General features: G+C 40.0%; 11 protein-coding genes and 1 pseudogene. 6 read left to right on the top strand and 6 right to left on the bottom strand.

Annotation, left to right across the window (positions count from 1 at the left end; genetic code table 11):
* Positions 1-32 precede the first annotated feature (32 nt).
* Positions 33-2,270: an exonuclease domain-containing protein gene (locus tag CWC04_RS03115; protein ID WP_138684577.1), complete on the bottom strand. Its 2,238-nt coding sequence runs from the start codon at positions 2,268-2,270 to the stop codon at positions 33-35.
* 89 nt (positions 2,271-2,359) lie between these two features.
* Here CWC04_RS03115 and CWC04_RS03110 point away from each other — a divergent pair, with 89 nt between their 5' ends.
* Positions 2,360-2,854, top strand: a complete 495-nt coding sequence (locus CWC04_RS03110; protein WP_138684576.1) for a phosphatase domain-containing protein — start codon at positions 2,360-2,362, stop codon at positions 2,852-2,854.
* Between the two features lie 293 nt (positions 2,855-3,147).
* Here the strand turns inward: CWC04_RS03110 and CWC04_RS03105 are convergent, their stop codons facing one another.
* Positions 3,148-3,567, bottom strand: a complete 420-nt coding sequence (locus tag CWC04_RS03105) for a GNAT family N-acetyltransferase (RefSeq protein WP_138684575.1) — start codon at positions 3,565-3,567, stop codon at positions 3,148-3,150.
* Between the two features lie 172 nt (positions 3,568-3,739).
* On the opposite strand from CWC04_RS03105, the pseudogene CWC04_RS19815 reads away from it, so the two are divergent.
* Positions 3,740-3,880: pseudogene (locus CWC04_RS19815) on the top strand (protein phosphatase); the annotation flags it as partial.
* Between the two features lie 7 nt (positions 3,881-3,887).
* Here the strand turns inward: CWC04_RS19815 and CWC04_RS03095 are convergent.
* From CWC04_RS03095 to CWC04_RS03080, 4 genes are all read right to left on the bottom strand, one after another.
* A complete protein-coding gene (locus tag CWC04_RS03095; RefSeq protein WP_138684574.1) occupies positions 3,888-4,607 on the bottom strand; it encodes a DUF6445 family protein in 720 nt (239 codons plus the stop codon).
* Complete coding sequence (locus CWC04_RS03090; RefSeq protein WP_138684573.1) at positions 4,600-5,340, bottom strand: SapC family protein; 741 nt, start codon at positions 5,338-5,340, stop codon at positions 4,600-4,602. The genes CWC04_RS03095 and CWC04_RS03090 overlap by 8 nt, the downstream gene beginning before the upstream one ends.
* 38 nt (positions 5,341-5,378) lie before the next feature.
* Entirely contained in the window at positions 5,379-6,935 is a 1,557-nt protein-coding gene (locus tag CWC04_RS03085; RefSeq protein ID WP_138684572.1) for a tryptophan halogenase family protein, read from the bottom strand.
* Between the two features lie 71 nt (positions 6,936-7,006).
* Positions 7,007-10,300 carry a TonB-dependent receptor gene (locus CWC04_RS03080; RefSeq protein ID WP_171038553.1) on the bottom strand — a complete coding sequence of 1,098 codons (3,294 nt, stop codon included), beginning with the start codon at positions 10,298-10,300 and terminating at the stop codon, positions 7,007-7,009.
* A 356-nt stretch (positions 10,301-10,656) separates the two neighbouring features.
* Between CWC04_RS03080 and CWC04_RS03075 the strand changes: the two genes are divergently transcribed.
* From CWC04_RS03075 to CWC04_RS03060, 4 genes are all read left to right on the top strand, one after another.
* Positions 10,657-11,229: an RNA polymerase sigma factor gene (locus tag CWC04_RS03075; RefSeq protein ID WP_004585933.1), complete on the top strand. Its 573-nt coding sequence runs from the start codon at positions 10,657-10,659 to the stop codon at positions 11,227-11,229.
* A complete protein-coding gene (locus CWC04_RS03070) occupies positions 11,222-12,316 on the top strand; it encodes a FecR family protein (RefSeq protein ID WP_004585932.1) in 1,095 nt (364 codons plus the stop codon). Before CWC04_RS03075 ends, CWC04_RS03070 begins: the two co-directional genes overlap by 8 nt.
* 36 nt (positions 12,317-12,352) lie before the next feature.
* Complete coding sequence (locus CWC04_RS03065) at positions 12,353-13,783, top strand: sugar porter family MFS transporter (protein ID WP_138684571.1); 1,431 nt, start codon at positions 12,353-12,355, stop codon at positions 13,781-13,783.
* Between the two features lie 221 nt (positions 13,784-14,004).
* Positions 14,005-15,264: an OmpP1/FadL family transporter gene (locus tag CWC04_RS03060; protein ID WP_024033748.1), complete on the top strand. Its 1,260-nt coding sequence runs from the start codon at positions 14,005-14,007 to the stop codon at positions 15,262-15,264.

Genomic DNA, 15,264 nt, shown 5'->3' with positions numbered 1-15,264 from the left:
AAATTTCAAACACTTAAAAATAAGATAATAAGCTACTGCGTTAGCGTTTCACTTTTTTGTATCAGCAATAACAGCTCAGCAGTGGCAGTTGCATCAGCCAATGCGCGGTGATGGCTGGTTAAATTTAAATTAAAATGCGCGCTAAGGTTACCAAGCGAATACGACTTTAACCCTTTAAACGCTCTGCGCGATTCAACCACGGTGCACATTTTTGGCATTTTAAAAAAGTGCCCTGCAATCTCGCATTCTTTTTTAATAAAACCGTAATCAAAGTTCACGTTATGGGCTACAAAAATACTGCCTGCAAGTTTATCTAGTAGTAGCTTGGCTATATCGGCAAATACAGGCGCGTTGTAAACCATGCCATCGCTTATGCCGGTTAGCTTAGTAATAAAGCTTGGGATATGGCGCTGCGGATTAATAAGTGTCGTCCAGGTATCAATTACTTTACCGTGCTGCACTTTAACAATGCCAATTTCGGTAATGCGGTTACCGCCTTTTAAGCCGCCCGTGGTTTCTATATCAACCACGCTGTAAATACGGTTAGGGTCTACAAACCACTTAACTGCAGCAATATGTACTGTAAAACCCACATTTTTTAAATTATCAATGGTGGTTAATTGGTTGCGCCTAAGCTTATCGCCTGGGGCTTTTACCTCTTCAAAATGTACTTGGCCATTATTAATAACCATTAAGTCGGGGTAGCCGTCTTTTAGCTGTAAATAGTGTTTACTCATTGCCGTTAAGTGCGCAATTAACGCTTCAAGCGGGCTGTTTAAAATAAGTGCCTCTAGTGGCTCTAATAAATTGCTGCGCCATCTAAATAAACCATTGGGCTGCTCAAAATACTGCGCGGCATGTTTACATACCAAATTAAGCAGCGCCTGATTAGTGCTACAGCTTTTTAAACGTGCGTCAATTTGCGTGCTTTGTGCTTCATAAAAATTACCAAGCTGTAAAACTTGCGGGTAAATATCAAATTCATTACACGGCGGGTAAGGCGACTCAATAAATAACTCGTGCCAAAATACTAAGCCAAACAAGCTTTGCCATAAGGTGTTTTCGGTATTAAAAACCGTTAACCCTTTTGCACTGTAATGCTCATTTACGCCTTGCTCTACATCGCCTCGGTAAATTTCGTCAATTTCAAGTATACACTGGGTATCGGCTAGCATAGTGCTTAAGCGCGAACGCGTTTGTTTATTAAACTTACGCATTAAAAAGTCATCAGCAAAGTACAGTAAATCGTCGGTGAGCGGGTTTTCTATAATTTGCTCTAGCTGCGCTTTAACCCACGCTTTATTACCTAGGCGGTATTGCTCTCTTATTTGAATTTCTTGTGCTTCGGCGTAATCGGTGCAGCCTTCAAGTAGGCTAAAGGCAAGTTCGCTATCGGTATTTTTAAGTTGTTTGTACAGCCTAACCAGCAATTTATTTTTAATATCGTGCGCTTGTGCACCGTGCGCCGGTTGCACTAATACTAAATGCGCAAGCTCGGTGTAAGGGGTTTTGTCATCAAAGGTTTCATCTTTTGTATTACCGGCTGTTTTGCCGATGTTTTTAAACGCTAAACGGTAACGATTTAAAACGTAATTAGATTGCGCCTCAGCGAGTGTATTAAAGCGTGACAAGCTCTCGCTGTGCCCTTCGCGGGTAGCGGTTAACCCTAAATCGCGCATAACAAAGCGGTTTTGGTGGTTTACATCGCCACTACTTAAGCGCCCTGCAAATAAAAACTCAAAATACTCGTAATAATCTTCACGGTTATTTATCACATATTGGCTATATAAAGGGGCTAAATCATCTGCGCGCTCACTAAAAAATTGGCACGCAATAGTGACCAACTCCCCTTTAGCTGCGCTTTTCTTAAAGCTTACTTGCTCACTGTAATTACTGAGTAACTCCACCAGCATGGGCTTAGTTAAATGCGCTATAAGCTGCTTGTAATGCTGTGCGTTTGGCTCATATAAAATACCCGCTGTTTTTAGCGTATAAATAGCCTGATGCGGCGAAGTTATTTCTTCATAATTGAGCGATTGCGCCTGCACTAAATAAGGCTTGCGCGAATACACACGCGCCAACATGCATTGGCTTTGCTCATCTAGTTGGTTAATTTTACTAATAAATTCACTATGTTTAGGCTCAAGTAAATGCATACATTTACTTGTTACAAACTCAATAAGCTCTCTAAAATGCGCTAAATAGTATTTTGCTGGTAATTCTTTTTTCATAACATCGCCACAACTGTATATAAAAACAGTATCTAGCATTTGTGCTTATTATTCAATCTTAAACTTGTAACTAAAACACGCTATAGTGAGCGTATAAAAGTAAATTTATTAAAAATAAAGGACTTACCATGAGCGCGCACCCATACGATGTTTTATCACTTAATAACGGCGCAAATATTATTTTTACGCCTTGCCCTGGTACAAAAACGCAAAACCTAGCGGATTCAATCGCTACATTAAAAGCCGCTGGCACTCACATGCTACTATCGCTTATGCCACAAAAGGAGCTTGAAAAAAACAACGTACAAACAATTAATAGTGAGTGCAATAAGCACGATATAACTTGGTTTCATTTACCTATAAATGACGACGAAGCACCCAAACAGCCTTTTACATCAAGCTGGAACACCCACAAAACAGACATACTACAAGCCATACAGCAAAAACAAACCATTGCCATACATTGCAAAGGCGGCACTGGCCGCACAGGGTTGGTTGCTGCGCTTATTTTAAATTCGGCAGGTTACACAAAAGATGAGGTATATAGCTTAGTACAAGGTATTCGCCCTAAAGCACTGACTATAGAGCTGCAAAAAGAATACTTTAATAACTTTGAGGTGTGAGGGGAAAACAGGGGAATATGTTAAAGCTCATTCTTAGTTACCCTTGGTAAGCTTAGCCACTTATTAACGGTAACTAATCGTAATTATGTAAACCAAAAAACCTCCAAATAGGAATGAGCCAAAACCTGCAGGCCTAAATGTACTTTTAAATTTTTGAGCAGACCACACAGCAATTAAATACACCTAACTCTCCTAAAAACTAATGCCTGCATAGGGTAATACAGTCGGACTTGACTAAAGTTAGTTAAAGAGTAGTGAAACCAGGTACTTTACGCCTCTTAATACTGTTGCTATTAGACTCGCAAGCTCATGTAGTAGAAACGATCATCTTTTCTATCGACTGCAAATCCAATACGGCTATATAACTTAAATGCTGGGCTACGCTGAAATACTTTGAGGTCTATGAATTTGACGCTGTGTTGTCGAGCTATATCAACTACTTTAGCAATAACAAGAGCACCATAACCTTTGTTTTGAAAAATAGCTGCAATCTGAATATCGCGAAGTTGGCAACGCCCTTCATCAAACGATAAGCGCACGACACCTATGTGTTGCTCCTTACACAAAATATCAAAATTTTTAAGGTTTTTGGTAGCTTGATAAACGTCTTCTACATCCCAATCTACCGCATACATTTCGTAATAGGGTTTCATATTGTTAAACGTAAACTGTGCGGCAGCCTTTAAGTCTTCAGTAGCAACAATCTCTAGCATCCATCTAGCCTCAAAAAAGAATTAATACTCAATAAACTAATTAGCCACTTTAATTGAATAAGCTAAACTGCGCTATAAATTACGCGTGCTAATTGGTTAATTAGTTTTAACCAGCTTTCAGGGGATATATTCAACTTTTAATGTAAAAGAAAAAAGGTAATATCAATATGACCGCACAGCGTTGGTCGCTGCGCTTATTTTAAATTCGGCAGGTTACACAAAAGATGAGGTATACAGCTTAGTACAAGGTATTCGCCCTAAAGCACTGACTATAGCATTGCAAAAAGAGTACTTTGCAAGTTTTAGCAGGTAATAAAAAGCTAACGTAAAACAGCAAAGCTACTAATAGTTAAACGCCCATTAATTGGATCGCATACATAATCGTTAGCCGCATTTATATTACCAGAGTGCAATAAGTTGCTTGGGTATATAACAACCCGATTTAACTTTGCCTCTACACTGTAAACTTGCTCAAACAAAGCTGTACTGCCATTTATATAATGTGGGTTTTTGTGAAGCTTTTGCGCCATGGCTTGCTGCTTAATAGTTTGCCTATATGGCATAAGTCGCTCTTTTGTTATGCGTTCATACCCTAGGGCTCTATGCTTATAAAATGAAGTGCCACCATGCGTTTCATCACATAAAAAGTGCACCATAGCAAGTTGATTCATATTAGGTGTATCAAAATGAGGGAGCATTTGTATTGGCCTTAGCTCATCAGGTTCAGTGCATGCAATTGAAAAAGCAGAAAGTATTACATCAAACTCGCTTTTATCTGTCATATCAAAGTGTGAATTAATAATTGGCGCAAGGTCTTTTAACCGCTCGATATAACTAAGCGGTGCTGCTTTTCTTACTCCTGGATAAAAATCACTTTCTTGTGCGCAAAATGTTTCTCTGGCGTTTTGAGAAAACACAGCAAAATTAATAAGTTCATCTACATTATTTACAAAATCATCAATAACAATAATTGGGGTTTGCTCCTCCCCAACACTGTGTATCTGTAACACCATATTTTTGTTAAGTGTAAAATCAATCATCGGCTAAATTAAGCACCGCATTTTTACGCTCAATCAATGGGTATATTTGGCCAAGTGAGGTTATAACAGTATAAATAGCGGGTAATAAAGCGCGTTGATGTAAAAGCGTAATTTGATCACTATCAAGTTGTGCGAGTCTTTCTTGATTAATAGTGTATAAGCCGTTTAACTTTGTTTTTTGACTGTTCTGAAACGTTACCTCAAGCGATAATGGCTGCAGTAGCTCATGCTGTAACAAGGTATCTATTAACTTTTTATTGTCTATTTCGCCTTGTAGTAAATGCCCTAAACACTGCTTTATTTTTTTAAAATAACCACTTTCTTCTGCGTTTTGGGTATAAATTGGTTCTAAATCATTCTGGCTTTGCGCTTGGTTATTAATGACTGCTGGGCTATTTAAATTAATACACACAGGGTATTGAGTTTGCTTTGCATGAGTATCACCAACAAAAAATGGCTGACGCTGTAACTGAAGCGGTAAATATACTCCCTGCCACTGCGAGTGCTGATAAAACAAGTTCTCATGTTGCTCAAAGCCTAATAAAGCATTGAGTGTAAACTCCCCTGTTTCTGAGTTTTTTGCAAAAACTATAGGCTGCTGAACGGCAATTTGATTAAGTTCTGCCATAACAACAGGGATCATATTAATGTTTTCAGCGTGTGATTGTGCTTTTTGTGTGTCTATTTTTATATGCTGATGAGAACTTTGCTCTAATGCGACTAAATTTTCCATGCGTGTCTCTTTATTGTTTTTATGTGTAAATTTTTAAGCTAAATAGTGCTAAAGCCATGACTCTTAATTTTATTTAACAATACTCGGTTACTAGGTAAGTTAGTGACTGCTTGGTTTATCATGCTTTTATTTTTATCAAACTGACTTTTAGCAAAATCAGTGTCTTTAAGCATATAGGAAGTTGTGCTGTAGTCACTTTTAAAGCCCATACCATATAAAACATATTGATAACTCGCCGCTGGAAACACCTCATTGTTACTTGTAAAGTCGTGGTCAGCAGGGGCTCGGTATTGCCATAATTTCATTAGATCTTGTAGGCTTTGAGGAATCGTTTTTGGGTCTCTGTTATCACGCCAAAATGCGTTATCGTCACGGGTTGATAAAATATAGTGTAACTTTAAAAAGTCGATTATTTTTTCCCACCTGTAGCTAAACGTCTCATTAAAGTGCTTGGCGGTAATATCCATAATATCGCGGGTGTGGGGGAGTTGTTCGCTTATCATTTGCGCTGACATTTCTACTAATACCAATGCAGAAGCTTCAAGCGGTTCCAAAAAGCCAGCCGAAAGCCCTACCGCAACACAGTTGTTCTGCCAAAAGTGTGAGCGATGGCCACTTTTAATAGGGATTTTTCTAATTGTTAACGACTCTATTTTATCGCCAACATACTCTTTAAGCTTTTCTCGTGCTTGTGCTTCGCTACTGTATTTACTCGAATACACATAACCTACCCCACGGCGGTGTTGTAACCCTATATCCCATATCCAGCCTGCTTCTTGCGCTGTTGAAATTGTGTGAGACGCAATGCTCTCATCTTCATTCTCATAGGGGACTTGCACTGCTAAGGCGGTATCGATAAACAGCACATCATCGCAAGGCATAAAAGGAACCTTATAATGCTCGCCTAATAACAATGATGAAAAACCGGTACAATCGACAAATAAATCACCGCTAATTTCACCTTGTTGCTTTGTGGTAACACTTGCAATATCGCCATTTTTAGCACTATTGACCTGTGTTACATCAGCTAAAAAATGTTTAACGCCAAGCTCCTGCGTACAATGTTTTTGTAAAAAAACGGCAAATTTTGCCGAGTCTAAGTGGTAGGCATAATTGGCTAAGGCAGCATATTCTGGGGTGCGAATTGTTTTAGGAGCAAGCCCTTGCTCACAAATAGCTTCTTGGTAACACACTGCATTTGAAAAAGACGTTGACTCAGCGGTGTTATTTAACCAATGCCCTGCCATATCTGTTTTTGAAAAGCCCTGTGGCAAAACTAATGGGTGATAATAAAAATCATCATTGCTGCCATCCACCCATTTGGCAAATTTTGCACCTTGCTTAAAGCTTGCTTCGCACTCACGTATAAAGTCGGTTTCGCTAATACCAAGTGCTATTAATGTACTACGCATGGTAGGCCAAGTGCCTTCACCAACACCTATAATTGGTACATTTGGAGATTCAACTAGCACAACATTAAGACCATTGGGGGTATTACTTTTATGGTGCGCCGCTAATCGTCCGGCTGTTAGCCAGCCCGCTATGCCACCACCAACGACAACCACTGTTTTTATTTTTTTATTTTGCTGGTTCATACTTGTTACCTATAAAGGCATATTTAAAAAGTGGCTATTACTAAATGTAAAAGCCACTTTATTAATTAAAGTTAAAAACTACCGCGAATACCTAACGCAAAACGTCGTCCGCTATCTTCAACCAATAATAATTGATTAGAAAAACGACCACGCTTGTGCACATATTCTTCGGTTAAGTTAATACCTTCAAAAAATACCGATACATTTTCGGTAATGTCATAGCTGCCGCTAGCATCAAGTTGTGCGTAATCTTCCACAATTGTCACACCATCACCATTTAGCTGTGTAAGTGACTGTACGAAGCTATCGCGCCAGTTATAGGCTAAACGCGCTTGAAATGGTCCATTCTCATAAAAGCCAACCACATTATAAGAGTCGCTTAAGCCTGTTAATGCAAATACTTGAGTTATATCTGCAGGGTCTAGCTCTGCATCACTGTCTACAAATGTTGCATTAACCATAAAGCCAAAGCCACTGTCAAAACTATGCTGTAAGGCTATTTCCCAGCCATCAACAATCGCCGATTCGCTATTATTTGGTAAGGTGTTTGTAAATACAGCCGTTGAGTCGGCTGCATCAGGGTTATCTACATCGTTACCTGTTGAAGGGTCAGTCAACAATCCGCCACCAGACAATTCAAAGGTTAAATCTTCAGTGGTATTGATAATGAAGTTAGCAACATTCTTTCTAAAGTAACCAGCGGATAAATAACTGGCATCAGCGTAATACCACTCTAATGATAAATCTAAGTTATCAGAGGTAAACGGTTCAAGTTCAGGGTTACCAGAGCTTGATGTTAAATTGCCCCCCTGCCGAGTTGTTTCGATTACAGTTACAGGCGACATACTATCGAGTGTTGGTCGTGTAATTGTTTGTGATACAGCAGCACGTGCTATTAGCTCATCACTTATTTCAAGCTTTACACTAAAGTTAGGTAAAATCGCTTCGTAATCTGAACTTGCTGAAATATTTTCTACGGCGCCAAAGTTAGCAAGCATTTCCGTTTTATCTAAGATCGTTAATGCACTAACTGGCTCGTCTGTGCCTTTTACTTCTACATCGGTGCTTTCGTATCTAAAGCCGGCTGTTGCGTATAAAGGCATGCCTGCAAGTTCAGCTTCAAAATCAAATTCTGTATAAAACGAGAAAGTATCTTCAGTTATCTCAAACGACTTATTACGCTTAACTGCATCAAAACTAATAGGCTGACCATTCGCTGCAGCTATTTGCTCAAGGTACGCAAAGTTTGCCTCACCATCATGTGCAAGCCATGACGTTGGCATACGACCGCTGCCGCTCACATCAGATAAAAAGTCATCTCCTGCGTCAAATACAAATTGCGCTAAGCCATCCATACTTGGGTCATCTGGGTAACCACAAAAAGTACAGTGAATACCAACACCTTCGTTATCCCAACGATCAAGGTTTTTAGTTTCAGTTGAATACATAGCACCAAATTTGACCGAGACTAGGCCTGATGTACCATCGTTATGCCAAATGCTATCCCAACGAAACTGATCCACGGTATCTTCTACAGCCCAACCACGGCGTAGCATTACATGTGCTCGGCTATTGGCTGTATCTAAATGGTTTGATACGCCATCAGGTGTAACTGCAGGGTTATAAGCAACACCGTCCAGCTCTTGCTGGCCGCTATAAATGTTAGGGTTAGCAGAGGCAAACTCACTCGCATAAGGTAAAATACCGCCATCCACTTCAAATCGAACTCGGTTAGCATAGCCAATCAACGATAACTGATCCCCGCCACCATTATTAGCCTCACGCTCAGCTTTTGAGTGGCTTAAATCAAACTTTATATTTAAGTTATCGTTTACATGCCAATCAAAGTTTAAACCTAATGCGCTAGAGTTGGTTAAACGATCAAACTTTTTAGCGTGCATATCGGTGGCAAGGCCTACCTCTTGATATAAATCAACCACAGTGCCATTTTCATCAACAGTTGGCCCTGCAGCGCCGCCAAAGCCTTCTAAGTTTGGCGCTGTAAACCAATGCCCATAAGACGTTGTGTCTGCTTCTACATCAAAATCAGAATAGAGCGCATCAGCAGTGATAACTAAATCATCTGAAGGTGCGTACTGTATTACTAAGTTTGCATTGGTACGTGTACGTGTTTCTGTTGTTACTTTATGATCGTAATTACGCGGCGAAAAAATATTACCGGTGTATGCTTGCCCGCTTTGAGTTTGCGGGTTTGGGACGCCCACGTTTTCTAACCAGCCGTCTACCTGCGCCTGGTTTAAGCGTGTTTCGCGCTCTTGGCGAGAAACAGCGAACAAAACACCCAATGTGTCATCATTAAATGTATTACTAATTAATCCAGAAATTTCAGGTGTGGTTTCTTCGCTATTTTCATCGTAAATACCCTTAACGCTACCTGCCACTTTAAAACCGCTAATCGCAAATGGTCGCGCTGTATTTACATTTACTGTTGAGCCAATACCACCTGATTGCATAGTGGCTGTTGAGGTTTTAAATACATCTAAGCTTTTAACTAGCTCTGATGCAATAGTATCAAAGCTAAACGCACGGCTTTGATTTTCAGAGGCCATTTGGCGACCATTTACAAGCACAGTATTAAACTGCGGGCCAAAACCACGCACCGTAATAAGCTGCCCTTCACCGCCTGAACGGTCTATTGAAACCCCCGTAATTCGCTGTAAAGACTCAGCTAAATTTGTGTCAGGGAATTTACCAATATCTTCTGCTGAAATGGAGTCGACCACGCCGCCCGCTTCTCTTTTGGCATCCATAGCTCGGCCAAGCGAGCCTCTGATCCCGCGTACTTCAATTATTTCTGGTTCTTGTGCTGCTGTCTCTGCCACTGCAGGGTGCGTTGCCATTGTGCTTAGTACAGCTAGTACAGCACTGGACACGCCATTTTTTTTATAGTTAGCCATGTTGTCAGTTCTCTCGAAACTTGGGTCTATTAAAATAGATATTTGCCCATCTTCGCTAACATGCGGTTGCAACCCTGTGCCATCGAGTAAAATCTGTAATGCGTTTATTATTGAATACTCGCCAGCAATAGTATTTGTTTGTAACTGCTGAATTTTATCCAGCGGAAAAAGCAAAGTAATATCGGCTTGCTCTGCAAAATTTATTAGCGATAAATCGGCCCTTTGTCTTGGAATATTAAACACAGCTTTATCGTTTACAGCGCTCGCTTTTACCTCGGTGGTGAGTAAGCTAAAAACCAGCGCATAAAGCGGTAAACATAGCGGCAAATGTAAATATTCCTTGTGTATAGTTTTTGGCCATACACAGAACAAAGACGAGTGACTTTTTATTTTCCTCCATAAATTTTTTTTATTTTTTTTTAATAAATTATTTTTTTGACTAGCCATGCTAATTTTTTTTATGCCTTTATTATTTTTATTGTTTGCGCTTTTAACTGTATTTTTAAACAATTAAAAATACAGTCCACATTGCAATTTTTTACTTATTAATTAAAAAGTTAAAGTTTCTAAAGTACAGAGCCAGTACTTAATAAGGTATTTATAATGGCAAAAACTGTAGTACACTTCGCCTTTACATTACAAGCTTTATGCCCTTTGCGGTTAGTGAACATTAAATTTAAAAATAAAAAAACTTATTTATTTTTTAAATTTAATGGCGGATTTTTTCTTACCATTCGTCTTAGTTTGTATTGGCAAAACAATAACAATAATTGCCGTAAACACACACACGAGACACACACTAAATGACGAAAGACACACTTTTTTATAAGGTCTATTTGGCCTCGCGCAAAAGTCTCTCAAATGTAGTTGCACGTATAGTGCCGCCACATGAAATTGAAGATATAGTGCAAGAAACTTATGTGCGAATTTGTCAGATTAAAAACACTGAAAACATAAGCTCACCAAAATCTTTTATTTATAAAACGGCGCGAAATTTAGCGCTCGATTACCAAAAGCAAGCCAATATACGCCTAGTCGATGGGATCGACAACATGGAAGCGTTAGAGCAACTCTTATCGGAACACCAGCAAGACGAAATGTACGAAAAAGCACTCACCGATAGTGAATTTTCTAATTTTTGTGAAGCCATACGGCTTTTACCTGTGCAGTGCCGTAAAGTGTTTGTATTAAAAAAAGTGTATGGTTATTCGCAGCGAGAAATTGCTGCTCAATTAAACCTTAGTGAAAGTACCGTGGAAAAACATATAGCAACAGGCATGAAACGTTGTACGCAATTTATGCGTCAATCTACAAAAAGTGTTTATGGGCAACCAAATACTTCTTCGCAGCTAAATGCAGGAGGGAGGAATGAGTAATGTTCATCATATAAACGAACGAAACACTAGCGACGATGCGCGCCTTGATAAAGCAAGTGAGTGGCTGGCTAAACTTGATCGTGGACTGTCTAAGCTCGAAGAACAAGCGTTAAAGCAATGGTTGTCACAATCTTATAAAAATGTAGAGGTGTTACTTGAAGTAGCACAGCTGTGGGACAAAATGGACGACCTCAGCCGCTTGTCAGATCTGTTTCCACAAACACCAGTAAAACAAAAACGCCTCCCTGTGTGGTTAGGTGCAACAGCTGCATCTATTTTATTAGCTGTTGCACTTAGCTTTTTTCAAGAAGCGTTTAACTTTTCATTTTTTTACCCGGTTAATCAATCAGCTGTGGTTGCTAAACAGCTTAATTTTCAAACCGACGTAGGTGAAAGTAAGGACATACTGCTTTCTGATAAAAGTAAAATCACCTTAAACACAAATAGCTTTGTTCAAGTGAGGTATACCCAACACGCTCGCGTAATAAATTTACTGCGTGGCGAAATTCATATAGACGTAGCTCACGATAAAATGCGCCCTTTAAGTGTTATCGCTGGTGATAAAGTTATTCAGGCTGTTGGTACTGCATTTAATGTAGAAGTAGGTCAAAAGCAAATAGAACTGATTGTGACAGATGGCAAAGTCCTTGTTGCAGAGCAAAGTACCAAACCGTTACCAAATCTTTCCCAAGGGACTAATAAACAAGGTCAGTATTTATCAAATAGTTCAACTTCGGTGTCAAAGGGAGAAAAACTTGATTTAAGCTTCAAAGGCAAAATTGCTAAAGCGGCCGAAAAAGTTGATCCTATGGATGTAGCCGCTAGATTATCGTGGCGTAAAGGTAGCTTAATATTTAGAGGTGAATCACTTGCTGAAGCCATGGCTGAAATCAGCCGCTATACAAATATAGATTTCGAGCTTTCAGAGGATGACCGTCTCAAAAAAGTACAAGTAGCTGGCATGTTCAAAACGGGCGATATTAAAGGACTGCTAGAAGTATTAAACAATAATTTTAATATTGATTATGAAAGAGTTAGCCCAGATAAAATTCGTTTAAAATACGCAGCACCACACGTCTCAATATAGTAAAGTACACAATAATAAAAACCAGGACACACAATTATGACATCACCTCTCTCGCCGAGCAGTAATAGCTCGGCGCACACATTGGGCACATGCTCTCTTTTTTACGTAATTTTTATCTCTGCAGTGGCTGCTATTGGTGGCTTTTTATTTGGTTTTGACTCGGGTGTTATTAACGGCACAGTGTCGGCACTCGGTAATGCGTTTAACTCAAGCAGTGTGGCTACGGGCTTTAACGTAGCGTCTGTGTTACTTGGCTGTGCCCTAGGTGCACTTGCTGCGGGGCCGCTGGCTGATAAGTTTGGCCGGCGTGCAATTATGATCATCACCGCGATTATTTTTGCTATTAGCGCGTTTGGCTCAGGCATTAGCGAAAGCTCGGCCGAGTTTATTTTTTACCGCTTATTTGGTGGCTTAGGTATTGGTGCTGCATCGGTATTGGCGCCGGCTTATATTGCAGAAGTTGCACCACCTGCCCTTCGTGGTCGTTTAGCTACATTACAGCAACTCGCTATTGTATTGGGTTTATTTGCTGCGTTTTTAAGTAACTATTTAATTGCTGATGCAGCTGGTAGTGCGCAAAATATTTTAATGCTTGATATAGCCGCTTGGCGCTGGATGTTTTGGGCTGAGCTTGTGCCTGCAATACTGTTTTTAGTGGGGGTGTTGTTTATTCCAGAGTCGCCTCGTTATTTAGTGGCGCAAGGTAAAGTAGACGATGCAAAAACAGTATTTAGTAAAATTTCGAACGACAACGTTGCGGCGCAAATAAGCGATGTTAAAAGCTCCTTACGTAGCGATAAAAAGCCAAGTATTCGCGATTTATTTATTGATGGCAGTAAAAAAGTACACCCGATTGTATGGGCGGGTGTTGCGCTGAGTGTGTTTCAGCAATTTGTAGGTATTAACGTGGTATTTTATTACGGCTCTGAGCTTTGGCAAGCTGCTGGGTTTGATGAGTCGCAATCGTTATTTATAAATGTATTAGCGGGTACGACTAATATTGTATCGACCTTTATTGCTATTGCCCTTGTTGACAAAATTGGCCGTAAACCGCTGCTATTAGTAGGCAGTATTGGTATGTTTATCAGCTTAAGCGCGCTTACTTATATATTTGGCAGTGCAGGCCTTGATGAAGCAGGCAAGCTTGCACTTAGCGATAACATGGGTACGTTTGCGCTTATAATGGCTAACTTATTTGTGGTGTTTTTTGGATTAAGTTGGGGCCCCGTTGTGTGGGTGTTATTAGGCGAAATGTTTAATAACCGTATTCGTGGTGCAGCGCTTGCTGTTGCTGCAAGCGCACAGTGGATTGCTAACTTTGCCATTACCATGACCTTCCCTATTATGCTGGCTAATATTGGCCTTGCCGGAGCGTACGGCTTTTATGCTTTATCGGCACTTATTAGCATATTTTTTGTGGCTAAATACATTACAGAAACCCGTGGTAAAACACTTGAGTCTATGTAATTAGCCCTGAAAGCGGTGAACCCTTTTCACCGCTTTGTGTTTTTTAGGTAAGTGATTGATTTAACAGCAGCATTAAACCATCTAATAATTACTGCACTAAACATTGGCTTACCAATCGCGTTCAGTATTCCTTTTTACTATAAGGAATCGATTTAAATTCCTTTTTTGAATATAGAAAATTAGCTATTGTCCGCGTTTTCCCACTACGTATGTCTATCAAAATGAAAAATAAGTTAGTATCTGGTTTGGCCCTAACCCTCACTTTAGGTTCGTTTAACGCATTTGCTACCAATGGGTATTTTACTCATGGTTATGGCATGACCCACAAAGGCATGGCGGGTGCGGGTGTTGCGCTATCTGAAGAGTTAATGTCTGGCGCTAATAACCCTGCTACCTTTTTAGCTAATGGCACGCAATTATCTGTGGGCTTGGAGCTTTTTTCGCCTGATCGAAAATACTCAGCATCCGATGTAGATACCTTTTACCCTGACGCATTTTACCTGCAAGCAAAAACCCAAAAAAGTGATAACACTTTATTTGCTATTCCTGAGTTTGCTATTGGCCACCAGCTTAATGACAAAGTAAGTATTGGCTTATTAGTTTATGGTAATGGCGGTATGAACACCGACTACAGCGCCGATTCAGAGCCTGAAGGCACATTTTATGCTGGCACTACTGGTGTTGATTTAAAGCAAATGTTTATTAGCCCAACAATAAGCTACAAACTTAACGAGCAAATACGCCTTGGTGTATCGCCAATTTATGCAGTGCAGCAGTTTAAAGCTACAGGCCTTGGAAACTTTGCGCCTTTTTCTCAATCGCCCCAAGCCCTTACCAATAATGGCACCGACACCAGCACAGGCTTAGGTATTCAATTAGGTATTAGCCAAGATATAAACTCGTCATTAAGCTGGGGAGCAAGTTACCGCTCATCAGTATCTATGCAAGAGTTTGATAGCTATAAAGGTTTGTTTGCAGAGCAAGGTGGATTTGATTTACCTAGTTCGCTTCAAATTGGCGCAGCTTATAAAATTACGCCAAACAACCAGCTTGTATTTGATTGGCAAAAAATAAATTACAGTGAAGTAAACAGCATTGCTAACCCGATTGATAATTTAATGTCGGCTCCATTAGGTGCCGATGCGGGCGCAGGTTTTGGTTGGGACGATATGACCATTTATAAACTTGGCTATCAGTGGCAGCGTACAGCAAAACAAAAAATTCGCTTTGGTATTTCGTATACAGAGCAACCTATTCCTTCATCAAACGTTTTACTTAATATTTTAGCGCCAGGTGTGCAAGAATGGCATTTTACTACGGGGTTTAGCCATTCTATTAGTAACACGGTACAATTAAATGCAATGGCTTTTTACTCGCCAGCTAAAAAAGTATCGGGTGCTAACTACTTAGCGCCAAACCAACAAGTATCAATTGAAATGGAGCAATCAGGCCTAGGTGTGTCGGTTGTTTGGGGAATATAA

It is taken from the genome of Pseudoalteromonas sp. S2893, assembly GCF_005887105.1.
Classification (GTDB): Bacteria; Pseudomonadota; Gammaproteobacteria; order Enterobacterales; family Alteromonadaceae; genus Pseudoalteromonas; species Pseudoalteromonas atlantica.
The sequence above is the reverse complement of the archived record's forward strand: the minus strand, read 5'-3'. Positions and strand labels throughout refer to the sequence as shown.